This is a genomic window from Polaromonas sp. P4_H1, from assembly GCF_056400945.1.
In genome coordinates this window covers 225243-245417 of the sequence record NZ_JBFUKG010000001.1, presented here as the reverse complement: position 1 = coordinate 245417, position 20175 = coordinate 225243, and the positions used below count along the sequence as shown (strand labels likewise).

Genomic DNA, 20175 nt, shown 5'->3' with positions numbered 1-20175 from the left:
TCTGCTGTTGCACCACAACCGCGTGGAGCGCGGCACTCCTTCACTGCTTGAACGTCGCCGTCCAGAGCGCCTGGATGGCATCGCGTTCGGCCTGCAGCGCCGGCGGGCTGACCTGGGTTGGCTCTTCATTCAGGCGGGCCTTGTGCTGCACCCGACGCAGTTCGCGGTAGGCACTGGCAGCGCCTTGGCCCACCCCAACGGGCAGCAGGCCGGCGGCCTCGGCGCGCTGCAGCAGGGCGATGTTGCCGACATTGCCGACCAGCTCCGGATGCTGCGCAGACTCGGACAGCACCAGAAACTGCACCGCAAATTCGGCGTCGACCATGCCGCCATCGCTGTGCTTGATGTCGAACCTGTCGGACTTGACCGGATGCGCGGCGCGCACTTTTTCGCGCATGGCCACGATTTCATGGCGCAAGGCGTGGGCGTCACGCGGTGCGGTGATCACCGCTTCGCGCACCTGGTCGAAGCGCTGGCGCAGCGACTCGTCACCCAGGACAAAGCGCGCACGTGTCATGGCCTGGTGCTCCCAGGTCCAGGCGGTGTTGCTGCCGCGCTGCTGCTGGTACCTGGCATAGGCTTCAAAGCTGGTGACCAGCAGCCCTGAATTGCCATTGGGGCGCAGGGCGGTGTCGATCTCGAACAGGTCGCCCTCCGCGGTCTTGATGGTCAGCCAGTTGATCAGTTTGCGCACAAAAGCCGCATAGACCTCGGGCGCCTGCTCGGCCTCGTCTTCATAGACGAACACAATGTCCAGGTCGCTGCCGTAGCCCAGCTCCTTGCCGCCCAGCTTGCCGTAGGCAATGATGGCAAACTGCGGCATCTCGCGGTGCCGGTTCTTGAGGCGCTGCCAGCACCAGCCGGCGGTGACGTCCAGCACCGCTTCCGCCAGCGCGCTTAAATCGTCGGCCACCTGCTCGACCGTGAGCACCCCTTCCACATCGCGTGCCAGCGTACGGAAAACCTCGGCATGGTGGGCGCGGCGCAGCAGGTTCAGGCAGGTTTCCTCATCGTCCTCGCCGGTGCGCCTGAGCGCGGCCAGCCGCTGCTGCAACTCCCGGATGAAGGCGGCGCTGTCAAAACGCTCGCGCAACAGCTCATCGCTGGCCAGCTCGTCAATGACGCCGGGATGCTGGAACAGGTAGCGGGCCGGCCATTTGGCGGCACCCAGCAGCCGCAGCAGGCGCTCATGCACCGCCGGGCGCTCCAGCAGCAGCGCCAGATAGCTTTCCCGCCTGAGCAGCGGCTCTATCCAGTCGATGATGCGGACGGCGGCTTCTTCGGTCACGCTGCCTTCGCGCAGCCACAACGCGGTACGCTGCACCAGGCGCACCAGGCGCGCGCGCGACTCCTCGCGCAGGGCCAGCACCCGGGGATGCTGGCGCCACAGCGCCAGACGGGCGCGAAACTGCTCCGGCCATTGCTCGGACAGCTGCTCGAGCAATTCGTCGAGTTGCTGCGGCGCCGACCCGTTGGTTCCGGCCGCCTTGCCGCAACCCTTGCAGTCGGTTTTGCCGCCCAGCAATTTGTCAAACTCCCCGGCAACCAGCTCGCGGTGGGCGTCCAGTTCGCTGAGAAACGGGCAGCAGCTGCTGTAACCCAGGGTGTGCGCAATCCAGGCCAGATCGTCGTCGCGGGTCGGCAGGACGTGGGTTTGCTGGTCATCCAGATACTGGATGCGGTGCTCGACACGGCGCAGGAAGTCGTAAGCGCGCGTCAGCGCATCGGCCGTTTCCTGGGGCATCAACCCGGCACGTGCGACGCGCTGCAACGCATCGACGGTGGGACGGGTGCGCAGCTCGGGGAATTGCCCGCCCCGCACGACCTGCAGCAACTGCACGGTAAATTCAATTTCGCGGATGCCGCCGCGCGATATCTTCACATCGTTGGCGCGCTCGGGGTGGCCGGCGCAGCGCTTGGCTGCATGCTCGCGAATTTGCCGGTGCAGGATGCGCAGGGCATCAAACACGTTGTAGTCCAGGTAGCGCCGGAAGACAAAAGGCAGTACGGAGCCGCGCAGGGCCTGAGCCGAGCCGCTCTGGATGCATTCCAGGGGCGCGACCACCCGGCTCTTGAGCCAGGCAAAGCGTTCCCATTCGCGCCCCTGGGCCTGGAAATATTCTTCCAGCGCGCTGAGCGAGACGGCTGCCGGTCCGGAATTGCCATTGGGCCGCAGTGCGAGATCCACCCGGAACACAAAGCCGTGCTCGGTGGCGTCGCCGATCAGCCCGAATACGGTCTTGACCTGGCGTGCAAAATATTCGTGGTTCGATATCTGGCCGCGGCCGTCGCTGCGGCCGGTGGTTTCGCCGTCGTGGTCATACACGTAAATCAGGTCGATGTCGCTGGAGACATTGAGCTCACGCGCCCCCAGCTTGCCCATGCCCACCACCCACATGCGGGCGCGGCCGCCCTCGGGGGCCTGCGGAGCACCATGCAAGGCGTCCAGCATTCCGGCGGAGTCCCGCATGGCCACATCGAGCGCCAGTTCTGCCAGTTCGGTCATGGCCCGGGTCACGACGTGCAGCGCAACGCCGGGGGTACTCGCGGTGGCAACGGCCGCCAGCGCCGGGCCGCCCCAAGCAAGGCCAGCCCCTGTCTTTGGTGCAAGGGGCAGCGAATCGCCGGAGGCACACACAGTGGGGAGCGTGGGGGCCATCTGACCGTCGCAGTCGAGCACCACCAGCCGTTCCATCACCAGTTGCCGCAGCACCCGCAGTGCCGCGCCGGTCTCCAGGCCGCTGGCCAGCAGCGCATCCAGCGCGACCTGCATGGTGGAATGCACAGGCGCTCCAGCCGGCAGCAGGTGCATCTGCTCTGCGTAGCGGCGGCGAATGCGTTGGACAAATCGGGAATAAGCCGAGGCTGGCGACCCTGGGTCGGCGGGAGTTTCGGGGCGGGCGGTTGAGGCGACGGTCATCACACTAGTTCACAAAACTTCATGGTTTTCCACCGCGCGGCCGGGCGAAGCATGGCACCGGCGGTCATAATTCTCATGTCAATGGAGCCCACCATACCCAGCCCGTCCGCCCCGCCAGTCTTGCCGTCCCGACGCCTGCGATGGATCGCTTTGTTCACGCGCTTCTCGCTGTGGCTGGTCGCGATGGTCTGGCTGCTCTTTGGCCTGAGCTGGTTGGTGTTGCATGGCTGGATTGTGCCGCGAATCGGGGAATTCCGTCCGCGGCTGGAACTAGAGGCCAGCAAGGCGCTGGGGGTGCCCGTCCGGATTGGCCAGATCACCGCCCACTCGCAGGGGATGATTCCCTCGTTTGAGCTGCAAGGCGTGGCGCTGCTGGATGCGCAGGGGCGCGAGGCGCTGCGCCTGCCGCGCCTGCTGGGCACCCTGTCGCCCTCTTCGCTGCTGGGGCTGGGCTTTGAGCAGCTTTACATCGACAAGCCCGAGCTGGAGATCCGCCGCACCGCCGACGGCAAGATTTACGTGGGCGGGCTGGATGTCTCCCGGGACCAGGCCGCCGGCCAGCGCGCCATGGCCGACTGGTTTTTTTCCCAGACCGAGTTCGTCATACGAGGTGGCACCGTGCGCTGGACCGACGAATTGCGCCAGGCGCCGCCGCTGGCATTGACGCAGGTCGACTGGGTCATGAAAAATGCCCGGCACCGGCATCTGATGCGCCTGGATGCCACGCCGCCTGCCGGGTGGGGTGACCGCTTCACCCTGAGGGGCATTTTCCGGCAGTCGTTGTTGTCGCGCGATGCGGGTGATTTCCGCGGCTGGGCGGGACAGCTGTATGCCGAATCCGGCCGGGTCGATCTGTCGCGCCTCAAGCAATATGCCAGCCTGGAATCGCTGGGCCTGGATTTGACGCGGGGTCACGGCGCCTTGCGTGCCTGGGCCGATGTCAGCAAGGGGCAGGTCACCGGCGGAACGGCCGATGTGGCCCTGCAGGACGTGGATGCCAGGCTGGGGCGCAAGCTTGAGCCCCTGGCATTCGACTCGGTGGCCGGGCGCTTTGGCGGCAGGCAGCGTGCCAACGGGTTTGATTTCAACACCGAGGGCCTGCGGTTTCGCACCCGTGACGGTCTGCAGTGGCCCGGCGGCAATATGGCGCTGGTGCATACCAGCGCCGAAGCGGGGGCGCAGCCGCGCAGCGAACTCAAGGCCGACAAGCTGGACCTTGCGGCACTGGCCCAGATCGCCAATCGCCTGCCGCTGGACAGCCCAACGCATGCGCTCATCTCCTCTTTTGTGCCGCAGGGACTGGTCGAAGCGGTGGAAGCCCGCTGGCAGGGGCCGCTCGACGCGCCCGTCACCTTTGCCGCAAAAGGCCGCGTGACAGGGCTGAGCCTTGATGCCTTGCCGGTATCCGGCGTATCTGCAGCGGGTGCGATGTTGCAGAAGCCCGGCCGGCCGGGCATCAGCGGTGCGGCCGTTGACTTTGACCTGACGCACGAGGGCGGACAGGCGAAGGTGAAAATACTTCATGGCGCGCTGGACCTGCCCGGCGTATTTGAGGAATCGCGGCTGCCGCTGGATCAGCTGTCGGTGGACTCCCAGTGGAAATTCTCGGGCCGCAAAATCGAGGTGCAATTGCGCAACCTGCAGTTCGCCAATGCCGATGCGCAGGGTGAGGCGCAAGTCCATTGGCGCACCGAGGATGCGGCGCCGGGCGCGGCACCCGCCGGCACGGCGGCAGATCACCGGTTTCCGGGCGTGCTGGATCTGCAGGGCAGTTTGAGCCGCGGCGATGGCTCGCGGGTGCACCGTTATTTGCCGCTGGTGCTGCCCGCGCCGGTGCGCCACTATGTGCGGGATGCCGTGGTGCAGGGCCAGGTCAGCGATGTGAAATTCAAGGTCAAAGGGCCGGTCAATCACCTGCCGTTTGCCAACCCGGCCCTGGGGGATTTCCGGGTGTCCGCCAAAGTGCGTAACGGGCACTTTGCCTATGTGCCGAAATCCCTGCAGGGGCCGAATGCGCCCGCCTGGCCGGCCCTCACCGAGCTCAACGGAGAACTTGTTTTCAACCGTGCCGCGCTGGAAGTGAACGGCGCCACCGGCAAAGTAGCCGGCCTGCCGGGCCTGCAATTGGTCAAGGGCTCTGCGCGCATTCCTGACCTGATGAAGGACGCCACGGTCGAGGTGGCCATCGATCTCAAGGGGGCCCTGTCCGACGCGCTGGGCTTTGTCAACACCTCACCCGTGGGTGGCATGACGGACCAGGCGCTGGCCAAGGCCACGGCAACCGGCGTGGGCGACTACCGCTTCCGCCTGAGTCTGCCCATCCATTCGATCGACAAATCGCGGGTAGAGGGCAGCATCGTCCTGCCCGGCAACGACGTGCAGTTCTCGCCGGCTACGCCCCTGCTGGCGAAACTCAGGGGCACGGTGGCCATCAGCGAACGCGGTTTCACGGTGACGGGCGCGCAGGCGCGCGCGCTGGGCGGTGACGTCCGCTTCGATGGCGGCACCCGGGGCGGCGCGCGTCCCGCCCCGGGGAGTGCCGAGGTCGAAAGCAGCGTGGCTTTCAAGGCGCAGGGCACGCTCTCGGCCGAGGGCTTGCGGCAGGCGCATGAACTGGGTTTTATCGCGCGCATGGCGGAAAACGCCAGTGGCGCAACGGCTTATTCCGCCTCACTGGGTTTCCGGCGAGGCGTGGCCGAGGTCGCGGTCTCCAGCAACCTGCAGGGCCTGGCCCTGAATTTGCCGGCACCTCTGGGTAAAGCGGCCGATGCCGAGTTGCCGCTGCGTTTTGAAAATGTCCTGCTGCGCGACTCGCTGAATCCGGGGCAAAAGCAGCAGGACCAGCTGTCGGTCACTGTCGGGCGGGTTGCGTCCATCATCTACGTGCGTGACCTGAGCGGCGCTGAGCCTCGCGTGATGCGTGGCGCCATCGGCGTGGGGCTGGAGGCCGGTGAAACCGCCCCCCTGCAGGACGTCGGCGTGCTTGCCAATATCAGCCTGGCCCGGGTCGATCTCGATGCCTGGCAGAAAATCCTCGCCAGCTCAGCCGGTGGCAGCGAGGCCTCGACCACACCCGCACCCGCCGCCGCCACGCCAGCGACCGGGAGTGCCGGCCTGAGCTACCTGCCCACCGTGATGGCGATACGGGCCAGGGAGTTGCTGGTGGAAGGCCGCAAGCTGAACAACGTGGTGGTCGGCGGCTCGCGCGAAGGCCTGACCTGGCGCGCCAATATCGATGCGTCCGAGCTCAACGGCTATGTCGAATTCCGCCAGGCTGGCGGTGCTGGTGCGGGCCGGGTGTATGCGCGCCTGTCGCGGTTGAGCCTGGCGCCAGGCACGGCCAGCGACGTGGAGGCCATCCTGAATGAGCAGCCCGCCAGTATCCCGGCCCTGGACATCGTGGTGGAGGATCTGGAGCTGCGCGGCAAGAAGCTTGGACGGGTTGAAATTGATGCGGTCAACCGGGGGGCTTCCGCCGCAGTCCGCGACAGCACCCGCGAGTGGCGTTTGAACAAGTTCAATGTGATCATGCCCGAAGCCGTGCTCACGGCGACAGGCAACTGGGCAGCGGTGAGCACGCAGGCCGGCACCGCGCCGACTGCGGGTGGCGCACCGCGCGCCGCGCGGGCCAGCGCGGAGCGTCGCCGCACCGTGATGAACTTCCGGCTGGACATTGCCGATTCGGGTGAATTGCTCAAGCGCTTTGGCATGGGTGAAGTGATCCGCCGCGGCAAGGGCAAGCTGGAAGGCCAGGTGGCCTGGATCGGCTCTCCGCTGAGCTTCGACTACCCGAGCATGAGCGGGCAGTTCAACGTGAACGTCGAATCGGGGCAGTTTGTCAAGGCGGATCCGGGCATTGCCAAGCTGCTGGGCGTGCTGAGCCTGCAGGCCCTGCCCCGGCGCCTGACGCTGGATTTCCGCGATGTCTTCTCCGAAGGTTTTGCCTTTGACTTCGTCCGCGGCGATGTGAATATCAACCAGGGTCTGGCCCACACCAACAACCTGCAGATGAGCGGCGTGAATGCTGCCGTGCTGATGGAGGGCAGCGCCGACATCGCCCGCGAGACACAGGACATCAAGGTGGTCGTTGTGCCTGAAATCAACGCCGGCACGGCCTCGCTGATTGCCACGGCCATCAATCCGGCCATTGGCCTGGGCAGCTTCCTGGCGCAGATGTTCCTGCGCCGTCCCCTGATTCAGGCGGCCACCCAGGAATTCCACATTGACGGCACCTGGTCCGATCCCAAAATCACCAAGATTGAACGCAGGGCGGCATCGGAGGGCAAGGCCGGCGATACTTCCACGGAGACCCGCTGATCATGAAAGTCGCTGCGATCCAGATGGTGTCAGGCGTCCAGCTGCAGGACAACCTGGACACAGCCGCCCAGTTGCTGGCCCAGGCCGCCGCGCAGGGCGCGGAGCTGGCGGTGCTGCCCGAGTATTTTTGCATCATGGGCCTGAAGGACACAGACAAACTTCAGGTGCAGGAGACGGCAGGCCAAGGGATCATCCAGTCGTTCCTGAGCCGTTCGGCGCGCGAACTCGGCATCTGGATCGTCGGCGGCACGCTTCCCATGGCGACCGCCGATCCCCGTCGTGCCCGCAACTGCTCGCTGGCTTACGCTCCTTCGGGCCAATGCGTGGCGCGCTACGACAAGATCCACCTGTTCCGTTTTGCGCAGGGAAAAGAAGACTACGACGAAACCCGCGTGCTGGAACCGGGCACCGAGCCGGTCCGCTTTGAGCTGGCCTCGCAGGACGGCCATGTCTACACCATTGGCATGAGCGTTTGCTACGACCTGCGTTTCCCCGAGCTGTACCGCGCGCTGAAAGCGGATGTGCTGCTGGTGCCCAGTGCGTTCACCTACATCACCGGGCAGGCGCATTGGGAGGTGCTGCTGCGCGCACGCGCGATTGAGAACCAGGCCTATGTGGTGGCGGCGGCCCAGGGCGGTCTGCATGACAATGGCCGCCGCACCTGGGGCCACACCATGGTGGTCGAGCCCTGGGGCCAGATTCTGGCGCAGCATGCGGAAGGCGCGGCCGTGGTGATGGGTGAGGTTCTGCACGCCGGCCTGGAGGGCGTGCGCAGCCGTTTGCCCGCCTTGCGGCATGGCGTGCTGTGAAGGTAGCCGGCGTGAATTTTCCGCTGCTGAACGGTGTCAGCTGGGCCAGCCGGCGCTGGTCGCTCTGGGCCCTGCTGCTGGCGCTGGTGGTGACGCTGCTGGCGATTCTCGTCTGGCTGTCCGGGCGCTACGAGTCCAGCATGGTGCAAAGCCGGCTGGAGCACGATGCGGGAGAGACCGTCACGGACATCCGTTCGGGGCTGACCCGCAACATCCAGGCTTTCCAGGCTTTGCAGTCCACCGAGCGCACGCCCGCCGCCTGGCATGCACCCGCCGCCGAGCTGCTGCGCGAGCACCGCGAGATCATGCGGCTGGAGTGGCGCGGCGAGACGCTGGAGGTTCTGGGGTTTGTCGAGACGCCCTACCGCGCCTCGGTTTTTGAGCGCCTGGGCCGTCAGGGCATGGAGGCCGATGTCAACCTGACCTGCACCACGGCTCGCCGCCTGAGCGGGTCGGCCTATTCCACCAGTTATTTCATGCCGCAAAACGATGGCCTGGGCCTGGAAGTCCTGGACATGTGCCTGCCAATCGTGGTGGCGGGCCGCCTGACGGGCTATGTGGTGGCCACCTACTCCCTGCAGGACATCCTGGGTGAACTGGTGGGCAAGCAGCTGGCCCGCGGTGTGGGCCTCTCGTTCACGGAGGCCGATGGCACGCGCCTGGCTTTGCATGGCGTGCTTTCGCGCGGCAGCCGGGTTTACATCGCCCAGCAATTGCTCGACCTGCCGGGCAACACACTGGTGGTGAGGATGGAAAGCCGGCTCGGCACTCCCGCGCTGTTTCCCAATGTGCTGACGGCGCTGGTCACGGCGATGTCGGTGGCCTTGCTGCTCGTGCTGTTCCTGCTGGCCCGTGACATGCGGCGGCGCCTGAAGGTGGAGCATGACCTGGGCGAGGCCCTGGCCTTTCGCAAAGCCATGGAGGACTCGGTCCTGACGGGCCTGCGCGCGCGGGATCTGCAGGGGCGCATCACCTATGTCAATCCGGCGTTCTGCAAGATGGTGGGCGTGGACGCCAAGGACCTGCTCAACCAGAGCTTCCCCTCGCCATACTGGCCTCCCGAACTGGCGGGCGTGTACCAGCAGCGCCAGGAAATTCGCCTGTCCGGCAGCAACCTGCCACGCGAGGGCCACGAATCGGTGTTCATGCGGCGGGATGGCACACGCTTTCCGGTGCTCATCATGGAGGCGCCGCTCATCAACGCCGTCGGCAAGCACACCGGCTGGATGAGCGCCATTCTGGATGTCAGCGAGCAGCGCCGCATTGAAGAGCTCTCGCGCGCCAGCCAGGATCGCCTGCAGGCCACGGCGAGGCTGGCCATGGTGGGTGAGATGGCCTCGCTGCTCAGCCACGAGCTCAACCAGCCCCTGGCGGCCATTTCCAGCTACGCCACCGGTTCGCTCAATCTTCTGCAGGGCGAGATGGCGCCGGCGGTGAATGCTTCCCCGGGCCGGCCGGATGCGGGCCCGACGGCACCACCTCTGTCCGAAGATCTGCAACTGGCCATGCGGCGTATTGCGGAGCAGGCCGAACGCGCCGGCAAGGTGATCAAAAGTGTGCACGATTTTGTACGGCGGCGCGACCAGGTGCGCGAAGCGGTGGAGCCGCGTGCCCTGCTCGATGCGATCATGCCGCTGGTGAGCCTGCAGGCGCGCAAACTGGGCGTGCGCGTGGTGATCGAGGTGGACGCGGCCTGCGAGCCGGTCCTGTGCGACCGCACCATGGTCGAGCAGGTGCTGCTCAACCTGTCGCGCAACGGCATGCAGGCCATGCAGGGCGTGGACGAGACGCAAGCGCCAGACCAGCGCGAAAGGGTGCTGACGCTGCGTATCCGGCCGGCGGCCTCCAATGCGCACAGCCGCTGGGTTGAATTTGCGGTGATTGACCGCGGCGAGGGCATTTCCCGTGAAGTCGCCGAGCAGCTGTTCACGCCTTTCTTCACGACCAAGGAGGAAGGCATGGGCCTGGGCCTGAGCCTGTGCCGCACGGTGATAGAGCAGCACGGCGGGTTCCTGGGGTTTGAAGCCGCGCAGCCGCGCGGTACGATTTTCAGCTTTACCCTGCCGGTGGCACTGGCGCAGGATGGCCATGACCATATCCACGCTCCTGATGGCGCCGGCGCCAGTGCCGTGGCCGATATGACCTAGAGTACGCACCATGGAACCCATACAAAATGCCACGGTTTATATCGTCGACGATGACGCCAGCGTGCGCGATGCGCTGGCCTGGCTGCTGCGTTCGCGCCGCTTGCCCAGCGAGACCTTTGACAGCGCCGAGGCCTTTGATGCGCGGGTGTCGCAGCGGTTTGAGGTGAAGTCGCCGTCCTGTGTGCTGCTTGATGTGCGCATGGCGGGGCTGAGCGGCCTGGCCATGTTTGAAAAACTGATTGCCTACGGCTTGCTGCCGACCCTGCCCGTGATTTTCCTGACGGGCCATGCGGATGTGCCGACGGCCGTCGATGCCGTCAAGCGCGGCGCTTTTGATTTCTGTGAAAAGCCGTTTTCAGACAATGCGCTCGTCGACCGCATCGAACAGGCGCTCAGGTATTCTGCGGCGGCACTGGCCCAGCACAGCGAATCCACCGGCCTGCAGGCGCGGCTGGACGGGCTGACCGACCGCGAGCGGGACGTGATGCGGCTGGTGGTGGGCGGCCTGCCCAACAAGTTGGTGGCCGACCAGCTGGACATCAGTGTGCGGACGGTGGAAGTTCACCGTGCCCGCGTTTTTGACAAAATGGGGGTCAAATCGGCTGTGGAGCTGGCCAATCTGCTGCGAAATTTGTAGCGGGACCGGCTTATTTCTTATCGGCGCCAGGGTCTGCGGCGGGGGGCGCCGAATCGCCTTTCAGTTCGCCATTTTTACGGCCTGAAAACATGGTCCACCACACAATGAACACCAGCAGCAGCAACGCCCCCAGGGCTTCGAGCAAAAGTAGGGCCATGACATTTCCTTGGATTGCAAATAGGGTTTCGCGGGGATCGGTGCGATTCACCCCGATTATCGCCATGGCCATGCTGCTGGCGTCCTGTGCCAGTCCGCCTTCCTATCCGCCGTCGTCTCCGTTGCCTTCATCGCCTTCATCGCCACCACCGGTTGCGGCGCCCGCTGTATCCGGCACGTTGCCGGAGCCCCTGGTACAGGGAAAAAGCCGCTGGGTGCCCGTTCGCTGGACCGAGTTGCCGGGATTTGAAGAGGACCAGCTGTTCGAGGCCTGGAACGCCTGGCTCAAAAGCTGCGAACGGCCCGGCCCGGCTTTTGCGCCCTTGTGCGGTGAAGTCCGGCGCTTGAGCATCGCTTCGGCCGAAGAGCAGCGCAGCTGGATGGTGAGCCGCCTGCAGCCCTACCGGGTTGAAAGCCTGCAGGGCGCGGCCGATGGGCTGCTGACCAGCTATTACGAACCCGTTCTCAAGGCGAGTCGTCAGCCTGGCGCGGGCTATGAGGTGCCGCTGTACCGCCCGCCTGTATCGCTGGGAAGCCGCAAACCATGGTTTTCGCGGCAGGAAATCGATACCCTGGCCGAGGCCAAGTCTGCACTGAGGGGGCGCGAGATTGCCTGGCTGGCAGACCCGGTCGAGGCGATGTCGCTGCACATCCAGGGCTCAGGCAGGCTGAACCTCACCGAGCCCGACGGGTCGCAGCGCGTTGTGCGGGTGGCTTATGCCGGCTCCAACGAGCAGCCGTTTCGCAGCGTCACCCAGTGGCTTCAAGACCAGGGCGAAGGCCGAATGGTGGTGCCCTGGGTGGAGTCCACCAAGGCATGGGCCGCGAAAAATCCGCAGCGCGTGCAGCAGATGCTCTGGAGCAACCCGCGCTACACCTTCTTCCAGGAGCAGCCCCTGAGCGATCTTGACGCGGCATTTGGTCCCAAAGGGGCGCAGGGCGTGGCGCTCACGCCGGGGCGCTCCATTGCGGTCGACCCGGGCAGCATTCCCTACGGCACCCCGGTGTGGCTGGCGTCCCGCGGTGGGGCGGCTAATTTGCAGAAGCTGGTCCTGGCGCAAGACACGGGCAGCGCCATTGTGGGCGCCGTGCGGGCGGACTATTTCGCCGGGACCGGGCCGGAGGCCGGCCTGCTGGCGGCGCGTATGAACCAGCCGCTGCGGCTGTGGGTGCTCTGGCCAAAATAGGCTGCGAGGCTGCCGGATCGGACAGACACAAAGACAGAGAGCACAGGATGCGCATCATGAACAGGCCTGCAGGCAAACGGATCGGCGGACTGATGGCCCTGGCGGGACTGGCCATGCTGGCCGCGTGTGCGGGCCGAGGCTGGCAGTCGCCGGGGCCGCTTTACCGCTGTGAGCAAGGCATTGAGTTCACGGCCCGGTTCATCGATGACACCGCGGTGCTGGACGGCACGCGCGGCTATGACGTGCTGTACCGCGACGCCGGCGGCCAGGGGCCGCAGCAGACGGTGTACGGCAATCCGCGCATGCGGGCCGAATTTGGGCTGGGCGCCAGTGGCCGAGAGGCCGTGCTGCACTATCCGCTGTTGCCGCTGGCGGCGCGCTGCGTGCGGGACTGAGCCCCAAGCACCTGGCGTGTGGCTTGCCTGGCGCCTAACGTACAGAAATCCGCACCTCGACTTTCAATGTCTCCCGGCCCGAAGTCTGCCCCGCGCCGGCCAGGCTGCTGCTGGCCACTGCCACATCATCCGATTGCGCCACAGTGACCCATTCACCCAGCGGCAGGGCCAGCGAGGTGCTCGCGGATGACGAAGACGGCAGCGCTCCCACCGAGCCGGGGCGCGATTGCACGGCGGCCAGTTCAAGCTCCGCGCTGTTGCCGCCGCGCCAGACGGGCCGTGCTGAAAAGCCGCTGCTGGTGTCGATCAGCACGGTGCTTGCCGTGTAGCGCAACACGCCGTTTTGCACAAAGGCCTGCAACAGTCTCAACGGTGTGGTGTTGCCCAGGTTGATGGCGACAGGCCGGCCATTGAGCACCAGCACCCGCTGCACCAGGTCGCGTGTGTCGCTGCGCTGGCTGTTTTGCGCGGTGATGTGGGTCGTGGCGCCGGAATGGCCGGGTTGCAGCAGCACGCCGCCTTGGGCGTCCAGCGCCTGCTGGCCCCGGTCGCTGCCCCGCAGTTGCCGCACCTCAATTTGCAGGTTGCGCATCGGCAGGGGATCCGGGTTTGCGATGGAATGAGTAGCGGGCTGTGCCTGCAGGCCGGGGGCCAGCAGCGTGAAAAGCAGGAGGAAAAATTGTCTGGGGAATCGAAGGAGGTGGGCCATGTTGCGTTCCATTGCTGCAGCTTGTCCGAAAGGGATTCGGGCTGAAAGTTGTTGCTGTTGCTGTTGAATTGGTAGCCGGGGGGTGGCGAGATAGAGGGGCCGCAGTGGATTCTTATGATTCAGATGCCGTGCGCGCCAGATGCCCCAGCGGCAGCGCACTGCTGGCCTTGACCTCTCCCAGCGAGAAACTGGTGTGCAGGTCTTTCACATTGGGCAGGTTGATCAGGTTTTGCAACGCAAACTTGCTGAAGGCCTCGAGGTCCTGGGCCACCACCTGCAGCTCGAAGGTTCCCGTGCCGCTGATGTAGTGGCAGGCGATGATTTCAGGCAGTTTTTTGATGGCCTCTTCCAGTTGCCGCGTGGCGTCCCCGCTGTTGCGGTCCGCATCCAGCCGGACAAAGGCCAGCACCCCCAAGCCTATCTTGTGGCGGTTGATTTCGGCCCGGTAGCCGGTGATGAAGCCGGCCTCTTCCAGCGCCCGCACGCGCCGCCAGCAGGGCGCGGCCGACAGGCCGACGCGCGACGCGAGTTCGGTGTTGGTCAGGCGCGCCTCGCTCTGCAACTCATTCAGGATGGCTATGTCAAACTTATCTAAATGTCCCATTTTTCCTATTTTCCAGCAAGATCCTTTCTTTGTACACCCTAAAACAGGCAAAGAAAGCAAAGACATATCTCGCCGTCCGTCCTACACTTTGCATTCAGTTAGAGGCTTGGTTCTATCCCGGCCTTGCCTTATCCAGACCTGCCCATGAGGCGGCATTACCCATCAGGAGACCCGAACATGAACGCCCCCCTGCCCGAGCACATTCGCAAGGCCCTGGAGACCGTCACGCTGGACGACAAATACAGCCTGGATCATGGCCGCGCCTTCATGAGCGGCGTGCAGGCGCTGGTTCGCCTGCCCATGCTGCAGCGCACCCGCGACGCCATCGCCGGCCTGAACACCGGCGGCTTTATCAGCGGCTACCGCGGCTCGCCGCTGGGCGGCTATGACCAGGCGCTGTGGGCGGCCAAAAAGCATCTGGCCGCGCAAAACATCGTGTTCCAGCCCGGCGTCAACGAAGAACTGGGCGCTACCGCGGTCTGGGGCACGCAGCAACTGGACCTGTACCCCCAAAGCAAAAAATTCGATGGTGTGTTTGGAATCTGGTATGGCAAAGGCCCGGGTGTGGACCGCTGCTCCGATGTGTTCAAGCATGCCAACATGGCCGGCACCGCGAAACACGGCGGCGTGATCGCCATTGCAGGCGACGACCATGTCTCCAAGAGCTCGACGGCGGCGCACCAGAGTGACCACATCTTCAAGGCCTGCGGCCTGCCGGTCTTCTTCCCGTCCAGCGTGCAGGACATCCTCGACATGGGGCTGCATGCTTTTGCCATGAGTCGTTTTTCAGGCGTCTGGTCGGGCATGAAGACCATCCAGGAGGTGGTGGAGTCGTCCAGCTCGGTGCTGGTCGATCCGGACCGCGTGAAGATCGTCATCCCCGAAGATTTCCAAATGCCGCCGGGTGGTTTGCACATCCGCTGGCCGGACCCGCCGCTGGAGCAGGAAGCGCGCCTGATGGACTTCAAGTGGTATGCCGCGCTCGCCTACATCCGCGCCAACAAGCTCAACTACAACGTCATTGCCGGGCCGAAAGACCGTTTCGGGGTGATCGCCAGCGGCAAGGCCTTCAACGACACGCGCCAAGCGCTGGTCGACCTGGGGCTGGACGAAGAGACCTGCCACCAGCTCGGCATTCGCCTGCACAAGGTCAATGTGGTGTGGCCGCTGGAGGCCACCATCACGCGCGACTTTGCCGAAGGCCTGCAGGAGATCCTGGTGGTCGAGGAAAAGCGCCAGGTCATTGAATACCAGATCAAGGAAGAGCTTTACAACTGGCGCGCCGACGTGCGCCCGAATGTGTTGGGCAAGTTTGACGAGCCTGAAGGCGACGCCTCGGGCGGCGAATGGAGCCGCTCCAACCCGAGCGACAACTGGCTGCTGCGCGCCAAGGCCGACCTGACGCCGGCCATCATCGCCAAGGCGATTGCCAAACGCCTGAAAAAACTGGGTGTGCCCGCGGACATTGTGGCGCGTATGGATGCGCGCCTGGCCGTGATCGAAGCGCGGGAACGTGCGCTCGCCGACGTCACGGTCGACACCGGCGAGCGGGCCCCCTGGTTTTGCAGCGGCTGCCCGCACAACACCAGCACGCGTGTGCCTGAAGGCTCACGCGCCGTGGCCGGCATTGGCTGCCACTACATGGCGACCTGGATGGATCGCTCCACCTCCACCTTCACCCAGATGGGCGGTGAAGGCGTCACCTGGGTGGGCCAGGCGGCATTCACGACCGACCAGCATGTGTTTGCCAACCTGGGCGACGGCACCTACTTTCACAGCGGCCTGCTGGCGATCCGCCAGGCCATTGCTTCCGGCGTGAATATCACCTACAAGGTCCTCTACAACGATGCGGTGGCCATGACCGGCGGCCAGCAGGTGGGCGAGCGGCCCGAGGGCCACTCGGTATTGCAGATCATGCAGAGCCTGCTCGCCGAAGGGGTGGCCAAACTGGTGATCGTCACCGACGAGCCGCAAAAGTACCAGGGCGCCAGGTTGCTGGAGGGCGTGACGGTGCATCACCGCGACGAACTCGACCGCATCCAGCGCGAGTTCCGCGAGCTCAAGGGCACGACCGCCATCATTTACGACCAGACCTGCGCCACCGAAAAGCGCCGGCGCCGCAAGCGCGGCACCCTGGCGGATCCGGAAAAGCGCGTGGTCATCAACGAACTGGTCTGCGAAGGCTGCGGCGACTGCTCGGTGCAGTCCAACTGCCTGTCGGTGGAACCGTTGGAAACCGAATTCGGCCGCAAGCGCCGCATCAACCAGAACACCTGCAACAAGGACTACTCCTGCGTCAAGGGTTTTTGCCCCAGCTTTGTCACGGTGGAAGGCGGCCAGCTGAAGAAGCCGAAGAAGGACAAAAAGGGTGGACTGTCCAGCCTGCCCGCGATTCCCGAACCCGTGCTGCCCGTGGCTGAAAACGCCTGGGGCATCGTGGTGGGCGGCGTTGGCGGCACCGGTGTCATCACGATTGGCCAGTTGCTGGGCATGGCTGCCCACCTCGAGGGCAAAGGGGTGGTCACTCAGGATGCCGGCGGGCTGGCGCAAAAGGGCGGCGCCACCTGGAGTCATATCCAGATCGCCAACCGGCCCGAGGCCATTTACACCACCAAGGTCGATACCGCCAAGGCCGACCTGGTGATCGGCTGCGATCCGATCGTGGCTGCCAGCAAGTACACACTCACCGTCATGCAGCCGGGCCGCACCTACGTGGCGATGAACTCGCACGGTACGCCGACGGCGGCCTTTGTGACGAACCCGGGCTGGCAATTCCCGGGTGGCAATTGCGAAAGTGCCGTGACGGCCGCAGTGGGCGCTGACTTGCTGGGCAGCTTTGACGCCGAGCAGGTGGCAGTCCAGATGATTGGCGACTCGATTTACACCAACCCCCTGATGCTGGGCTTTGCCTGGCAAAAAGGCCGGGTGCCGCTGTCCCATGCCTCGCTGATGCGGGCCATTGAACTCAACGGCGTGCAGGTCGAGAACAACCGGGCGGCCTTTGAATGGGGCCGTCGCTGCGCGCATGACCTGGCCGCGGTACAGGCCCTGTTCAAGGCGGCGCAGGTGATCGAGTTTGTGAAAAAGCCTTCCCTGGCCGAGATGCTGGGCAAGCGGGTGGATTTCCTGACGGCCTACCAGAACGTCGCCTATGCCCGGAGCTACCAGGCGTTTGTGGACAAGGTGCGGCTGGCGGAAGCGCCCCTCGGCAAGACCACGCTGACCGAGGCCGTGGCCCGGTACCTGTTCAAACTCATGGCCTACAAGGACGAGTATGAAGTGGCGCGGCTGCACACCGATGCGGGATTTCTCGGCAAGGTCAATGCCATGTTTGAGGGCGACTTCAAGCTCAACTACCACCTGGCGCCCCCGCTGATCGCATCCAAAAATGACAAGGGCGAACTGCAAAAGCAGCAGTTCGGACCCTGGATGCTGACAGGCTTCAAGGTGCTGGCCCGGCTCAAGGGCTTGCGCGGCACGCCGCTGGATGTGTTCGGCCGCACCGAAGAGCGGAAGATGGAACGCGCGTTGATTGATGAGTACCGGGCCAGCCTGGAGGAGGTGCTGGCCGGCCTGACCGCTCAAAACCATTCACTGGCCGTGGAAATTGCGCGGATTCCCGAGCTGATCAAGGGGTATGGCCACGTCAAGGCGCGCCACCTGCAAACCGCGCGGCCGCAATGGGCGGCGCTGAGGCAGGCCTTTCGCCAGCCGGCATCCCCCGCGCAGCAGGCCGCCTAGGCGCGCCGTGCCGGACGGGGGCGCGGCAGAGCCCCCGGGCCGTTGCCGCGGGGAGGCGCAGCAGCCTCCCGGCGGGCAGCTTCTGCGTGCCGACATGGCCTGAAAATGAAATGCCCGGCAAGGTGCCGGGTGCATTTTCCTGTCGGCCGCTCGCCGCATACAATCATGGACTGTGCGCTCTGGCCCGTCGGCCGGGGCGCCTGCCAGTGTTTCCTTCAATCGTTGTGGAGTTTGCCGTGTTCATTTCTTCTGCCTTTGCCCAAACCGCTCCCGCCGCCGCCGCGGGAGGCGATATGTTGTCGTCGCTGACAGGCATGCTTCCCCTGGTGCTGATGTTTGTGGTGCTGTATTTCGTGATGATCCGCCCACAGATGAAAAAGCAAAAAGAGCATCGCTCCATGATCGACGCGCTGGCCAAAGGCGATGAAGTCGCTACCGCAGGCGGTTTGCTTGGCAAAGTGACCAAGCTCGGTGATGTGTACCTGTCCCTGGAGCTGGCCCCCGGCGTTGAAGTGCAGCTGCAGCGCAGCGCCATCGTCCAGGTGCTGCCCAAGGGCGCCCTGAGCGCCGCGAAGTAAGGTCTTGCTGACCCCCTGAGGCCCGCCGGGCCTCAATTTGTTCATCCGTTCACCAGGAACAGCCCCCTCATGAATCGTTATCCGGCCTGGAAGTACGCCATTATTGTGGTTGCGCTATTGATCGCAGCCCTGTACACCCTGCCCAACTTTTTTGGCGAAGCGCCGGCAGTGCAGATTTCCAGCGGCAAGTCCACGGTCAAGATTGACACGACGACCATGGCGAAGGTGGAACAGGCGCTGAAGGATGTGGGCATCACGGCGGATGTCATCGCCCTCGATGGCAATTCGGTCAAGGCGCGCTTCGGCGATACCGATACCCAGCTCAAGGCGAAGGACGCCGTTCAAAAGGCGCTCTCGCCCGATCCCGCGAATCCTGCCTACGTGGTCGCGCTCAACCTGCTGTCGCGCTCGCCCGCCTGGCTGACCTCGCTGCATGCTTTTCCCATGTACCTGGGGCTGGACCTGCGTGGTGGCGTGCATTTCATGCTGCAGGTGGACATGCAGGCGGCGCTGACCAAACGGGCCGAGTCACTGTCGGGCGACATCCGGCTGTCGCTGCGCGAAAAGAATATCCGCCACGGTGGCATCAGCCGCAATGGCCAGGTCATTGACATCAAGGTGCGCGACAGCGAGACCCTGAACGCTGCCAAGGCGCTGATCCAGGACCAGTTTCCGGACCTGCAGACCGTCGATGTCCCGGAGGGCACGGAATACAAGCTGACGGCCAGCATCAAGCCCGAGGCGGCACGCCGGATCCAGGATCAGGCCCTCAAGCAGAACATGGTGACGCTGCACAACCGGATCAACGAACTGGGCGTGGCCGAGCCGGTGATCCAGCAGCAGGGCCTGGACCGTATCGTGGTGCAATTGCCGGGTGTTCAGGACACGGCCAAGGCCAAGGACATCCTCGGGCGTACGGCGACGCTGGAGATGCGTCTCGTGGAAGACAGCGCCGAGGCGCGCGCCGCGGAAAACAACACCGGCGCCGTGCCGTTTGGTACCGAGCGCTTCTTCGAGCGCAACGGGCAGGCGGTGATTGTCAAGAAACAGGTGATCCTGACCGGCGAGAACCTCACGGATGCCCAGCCCGGCTTTGACTCGCAGAACCAGCAGCCCAAAGTGGATTTGACGGTTGATGCCAAAGGCGGCCGCATCATGCGCGATACCAGCCGCGAGAACCTCAAGAAGCGCATGGCCATCCTGCTGTTTGAAAAAGGCAAGGGCGAGGTCCTGACCGCGCCGGTCATCCAGAGCGAACTCGGCAACCGGTTCCAGATTTCCGGCTCCATGAGCGTGACGGAAGCCAATGACCTGGCGTTGCTGCTGCGCGCGGGCTCCCTTGCCGCGCCCATGGAGATCATTGAAGAGCGCACCATCGGCCCGACGCTGGGGGCCGACAATATTTCCAAGGGCTTTCACAGCGTGTCCTGGGGCTTTGTGGTGATTGTGGCCTTCATGGCGGCGTACTACATGCTGTTCGGCCTGTTCTCCGGTCTGGCGCTGGCCGTCAACCTGCTGCTGCTGGTCGCGGTGCTTTCCATGCTGCAGGCGACCCTGACCTTGCCAGGCATGGCGGCCATGGCGCTGGCACTGGGCATGGCCATCGACTCCAACGTGCTGATCAATGAGCGCGTGCGCGAGGAACTGCGCAATGGCGCTTCTGCGCAGGCCGCCATTCATGCGGGGTATGAGCGGGCCTGGGCCACCATTCTGGATTCCAATACCTCGACCCTGATTGTGGGCCTGGCCCTGCTGGCCTTTGGGTCGGGTCCGGTCCGCGGTTTTGCCGTGGTGCACTGCATCGGCATTTTGACCAGCATGTTCTCCGCGGTATTTTTCTCGCGTGGCCTGGTCAACCTCTGGTATGGCCGGCAGAAAAAGCTCAAGACGGTGTCCATCGGCACAGTGTGGCGGCCCGCCACATCCGGCGCCGTGGCGAAATGATCCCGGCATCTTTTTCCTGAGCTTCTCAAGG

13 protein-coding genes are annotated in these 20175 nt (G+C 64.8%); 9 read left to right on the top strand and 4 right to left on the bottom strand.

Annotated features, from left to right (window positions below; translation table 11 throughout):
• Positions 1-40 precede the first annotated feature (40 nt).
• The gene (gene glnE, locus AC1DS5_RS01105) at positions 41-2920 is read right to left on the bottom strand and encodes a bifunctional [glutamate--ammonia ligase]-adenylyl-L-tyrosine phosphorylase/[glutamate--ammonia-ligase] adenylyltransferase (protein ID WP_477716400.1); all 2880 of its coding nucleotides are present in this window, start codon (positions 2918-2920) and stop codon (positions 41-43) included.
• Positions 2921-3001: 81 nt separating this feature from the next.
• Here glnE and AC1DS5_RS01100 point away from each other — a divergent pair, with 81 nt between their 5' ends.
• From AC1DS5_RS01100 to AC1DS5_RS01085, 4 genes are read left to right on the top strand one after another with little or no spacing between them, the layout of a single operon-like run.
• Positions 3002-7237, top strand: coding sequence for a YhdP family protein (locus AC1DS5_RS01100; protein WP_477716399.1), 4236 nt, complete (start codon positions 3002-3004; stop codon positions 7235-7237).
• A gap of 2 nt (positions 7238-7239) precedes the next feature.
• Positions 7240-8046 (top strand): carbon-nitrogen hydrolase family protein, encoded by an 807-nt coding sequence (locus tag AC1DS5_RS01095; protein ID WP_477716398.1) that lies wholly within the window; start codon positions 7240-7242, stop codon positions 8044-8046.
• 11 nt (positions 8047-8057) lie between these two features.
• Positions 8058-10193 (top strand): two-component system sensor histidine kinase NtrB, encoded by a 2136-nt coding sequence (locus tag AC1DS5_RS01090; RefSeq protein WP_477716397.1) that lies wholly within the window; start codon positions 8058-8060, stop codon positions 10191-10193.
• A 10-nt stretch (positions 10194-10203) separates the two neighbouring features.
• Complete coding sequence (locus AC1DS5_RS01085; protein ID WP_477716396.1) at positions 10204-10830, top strand: response regulator transcription factor; 627 nt, start codon at positions 10204-10206, stop codon at positions 10828-10830.
• Between the two features lie 10 nt (positions 10831-10840).
• On the opposite strand, the gene AC1DS5_RS01080 is transcribed toward AC1DS5_RS01085, so the two are convergent.
• Entirely contained in the window at positions 10841-11059 is a 219-nt protein-coding gene (locus AC1DS5_RS01080) for a hypothetical protein (protein ID WP_477716395.1), read from the bottom strand.
• Between AC1DS5_RS01080 and mltA the strand changes: the two genes are divergently transcribed.
• Together mltA and AC1DS5_RS01070 are read left to right on the top strand one after the other, a co-directional pair.
• Positions 11052-12173, top strand: a complete 1122-nt coding sequence (gene mltA, locus AC1DS5_RS01075) for a murein transglycosylase A (RefSeq protein ID WP_477716394.1) — start codon at positions 11052-11054, stop codon at positions 12171-12173. The two genes, AC1DS5_RS01080 and mltA, sit on opposite strands and share 8 nt — an antisense overlap.
• A gap of 56 nt (positions 12174-12229) precedes the next feature.
• Positions 12230-12568, top strand: a complete 339-nt coding sequence (locus tag AC1DS5_RS01070) for a hypothetical protein (RefSeq protein ID WP_477716393.1) — start codon at positions 12230-12232, stop codon at positions 12566-12568.
• A gap of 34 nt (positions 12569-12602) precedes the next feature.
• Here the strand turns inward: AC1DS5_RS01070 and AC1DS5_RS01065 are convergent, their stop codons facing one another.
• Both AC1DS5_RS01065 and AC1DS5_RS01060 read right to left on the bottom strand, forming a co-directional pair.
• Entirely contained in the window at positions 12603-13277 is a 675-nt protein-coding gene (locus tag AC1DS5_RS01065) for a hypothetical protein (protein ID WP_477716392.1), read from the bottom strand.
• 112 nt (positions 13278-13389) lie between these two features.
• Positions 13390-13881 carry an Lrp/AsnC family transcriptional regulator gene (locus tag AC1DS5_RS01060; protein ID WP_477716391.1) on the bottom strand — a complete coding sequence of 164 codons (492 nt, stop codon included), beginning with the start codon at positions 13879-13881 and terminating at the stop codon, positions 13390-13392.
• 177 nt (positions 13882-14058) lie between these two features.
• Between AC1DS5_RS01060 and AC1DS5_RS01055 the strand changes: the two genes are divergently transcribed.
• The 3 genes from AC1DS5_RS01055 to secD all read left to right on the top strand — a co-directional run bounded on the left by AC1DS5_RS01055 (position 14059) and on the right by secD (position 20144).
• Positions 14059-17622: an indolepyruvate ferredoxin oxidoreductase family protein gene (locus tag AC1DS5_RS01055; RefSeq protein ID WP_477716390.1), complete on the top strand. Its 3564-nt coding sequence runs from the start codon at positions 14059-14061 to the stop codon at positions 17620-17622.
• A 236-nt stretch (positions 17623-17858) separates the two neighbouring features.
• Entirely contained in the window at positions 17859-18200 is a 342-nt protein-coding gene (yajC, locus tag AC1DS5_RS01050; RefSeq protein ID WP_477716733.1) for a preprotein translocase subunit YajC, read from the top strand.
• 69 nt (positions 18201-18269) lie between these two features.
• Positions 18270-20144: a protein translocase subunit SecD gene (gene secD, locus AC1DS5_RS01045; RefSeq protein WP_477716389.1), complete on the top strand. Its 1875-nt coding sequence runs from the start codon at positions 18270-18272 to the stop codon at positions 20142-20144.
• Positions 20145-20175 lie beyond the last annotated feature (31 nt).

Coding starts and splice junctions, on each gene's coding strand:
- glnE (WP_477716400.1), bottom strand. CDS start 2,920: ATGACCGTCGCCTCAACCGCCCGCCCCGAAACTCCCGCCGACCCAGGG.
- AC1DS5_RS01100 (WP_477716399.1), top strand. CDS start 3,002: ATGGAGCCCACCATACCCAGCCCGTCCGCCCCGCCAGTCTTGCCGTCC.
- AC1DS5_RS01095 (WP_477716398.1), top strand. CDS start 7,240: ATGAAAGTCGCTGCGATCCAGATGGTGTCAGGCGTCCAGCTGCAGGAC.
- AC1DS5_RS01085 (WP_477716396.1), top strand. CDS start 10,204: ATGGAACCCATACAAAATGCCACGGTTTATATCGTCGACGATGACGCC.
- mltA (WP_477716394.1), top strand. CDS start 11,052: ATGGCCATGCTGCTGGCGTCCTGTGCCAGTCCGCCTTCCTATCCGCCG.
- AC1DS5_RS01080 (WP_477716395.1), bottom strand. CDS start 11,059: ATGGCCATGGCGATAATCGGGGTGAATCGCACCGATCCCCGCGAAACC.
- AC1DS5_RS01070 (WP_477716393.1), top strand. CDS start 12,230: ATGAACAGGCCTGCAGGCAAACGGATCGGCGGACTGATGGCCCTGGCG.
- AC1DS5_RS01065 (WP_477716392.1), bottom strand. CDS start 13,277: ATGGCCCACCTCCTTCGATTCCCCAGACAATTTTTCCTCCTGCTTTTC.
- AC1DS5_RS01060 (WP_477716391.1), bottom strand. CDS start 13,881: ATGGGACATTTAGATAAGTTTGACATAGCCATCCTGAATGAGTTGCAG.
- AC1DS5_RS01055 (WP_477716390.1), top strand. CDS start 14,059: ATGAACGCCCCCCTGCCCGAGCACATTCGCAAGGCCCTGGAGACCGTC.
- secD (WP_477716389.1), top strand. CDS start 18,270: ATGAATCGTTATCCGGCCTGGAAGTACGCCATTATTGTGGTTGCGCTA.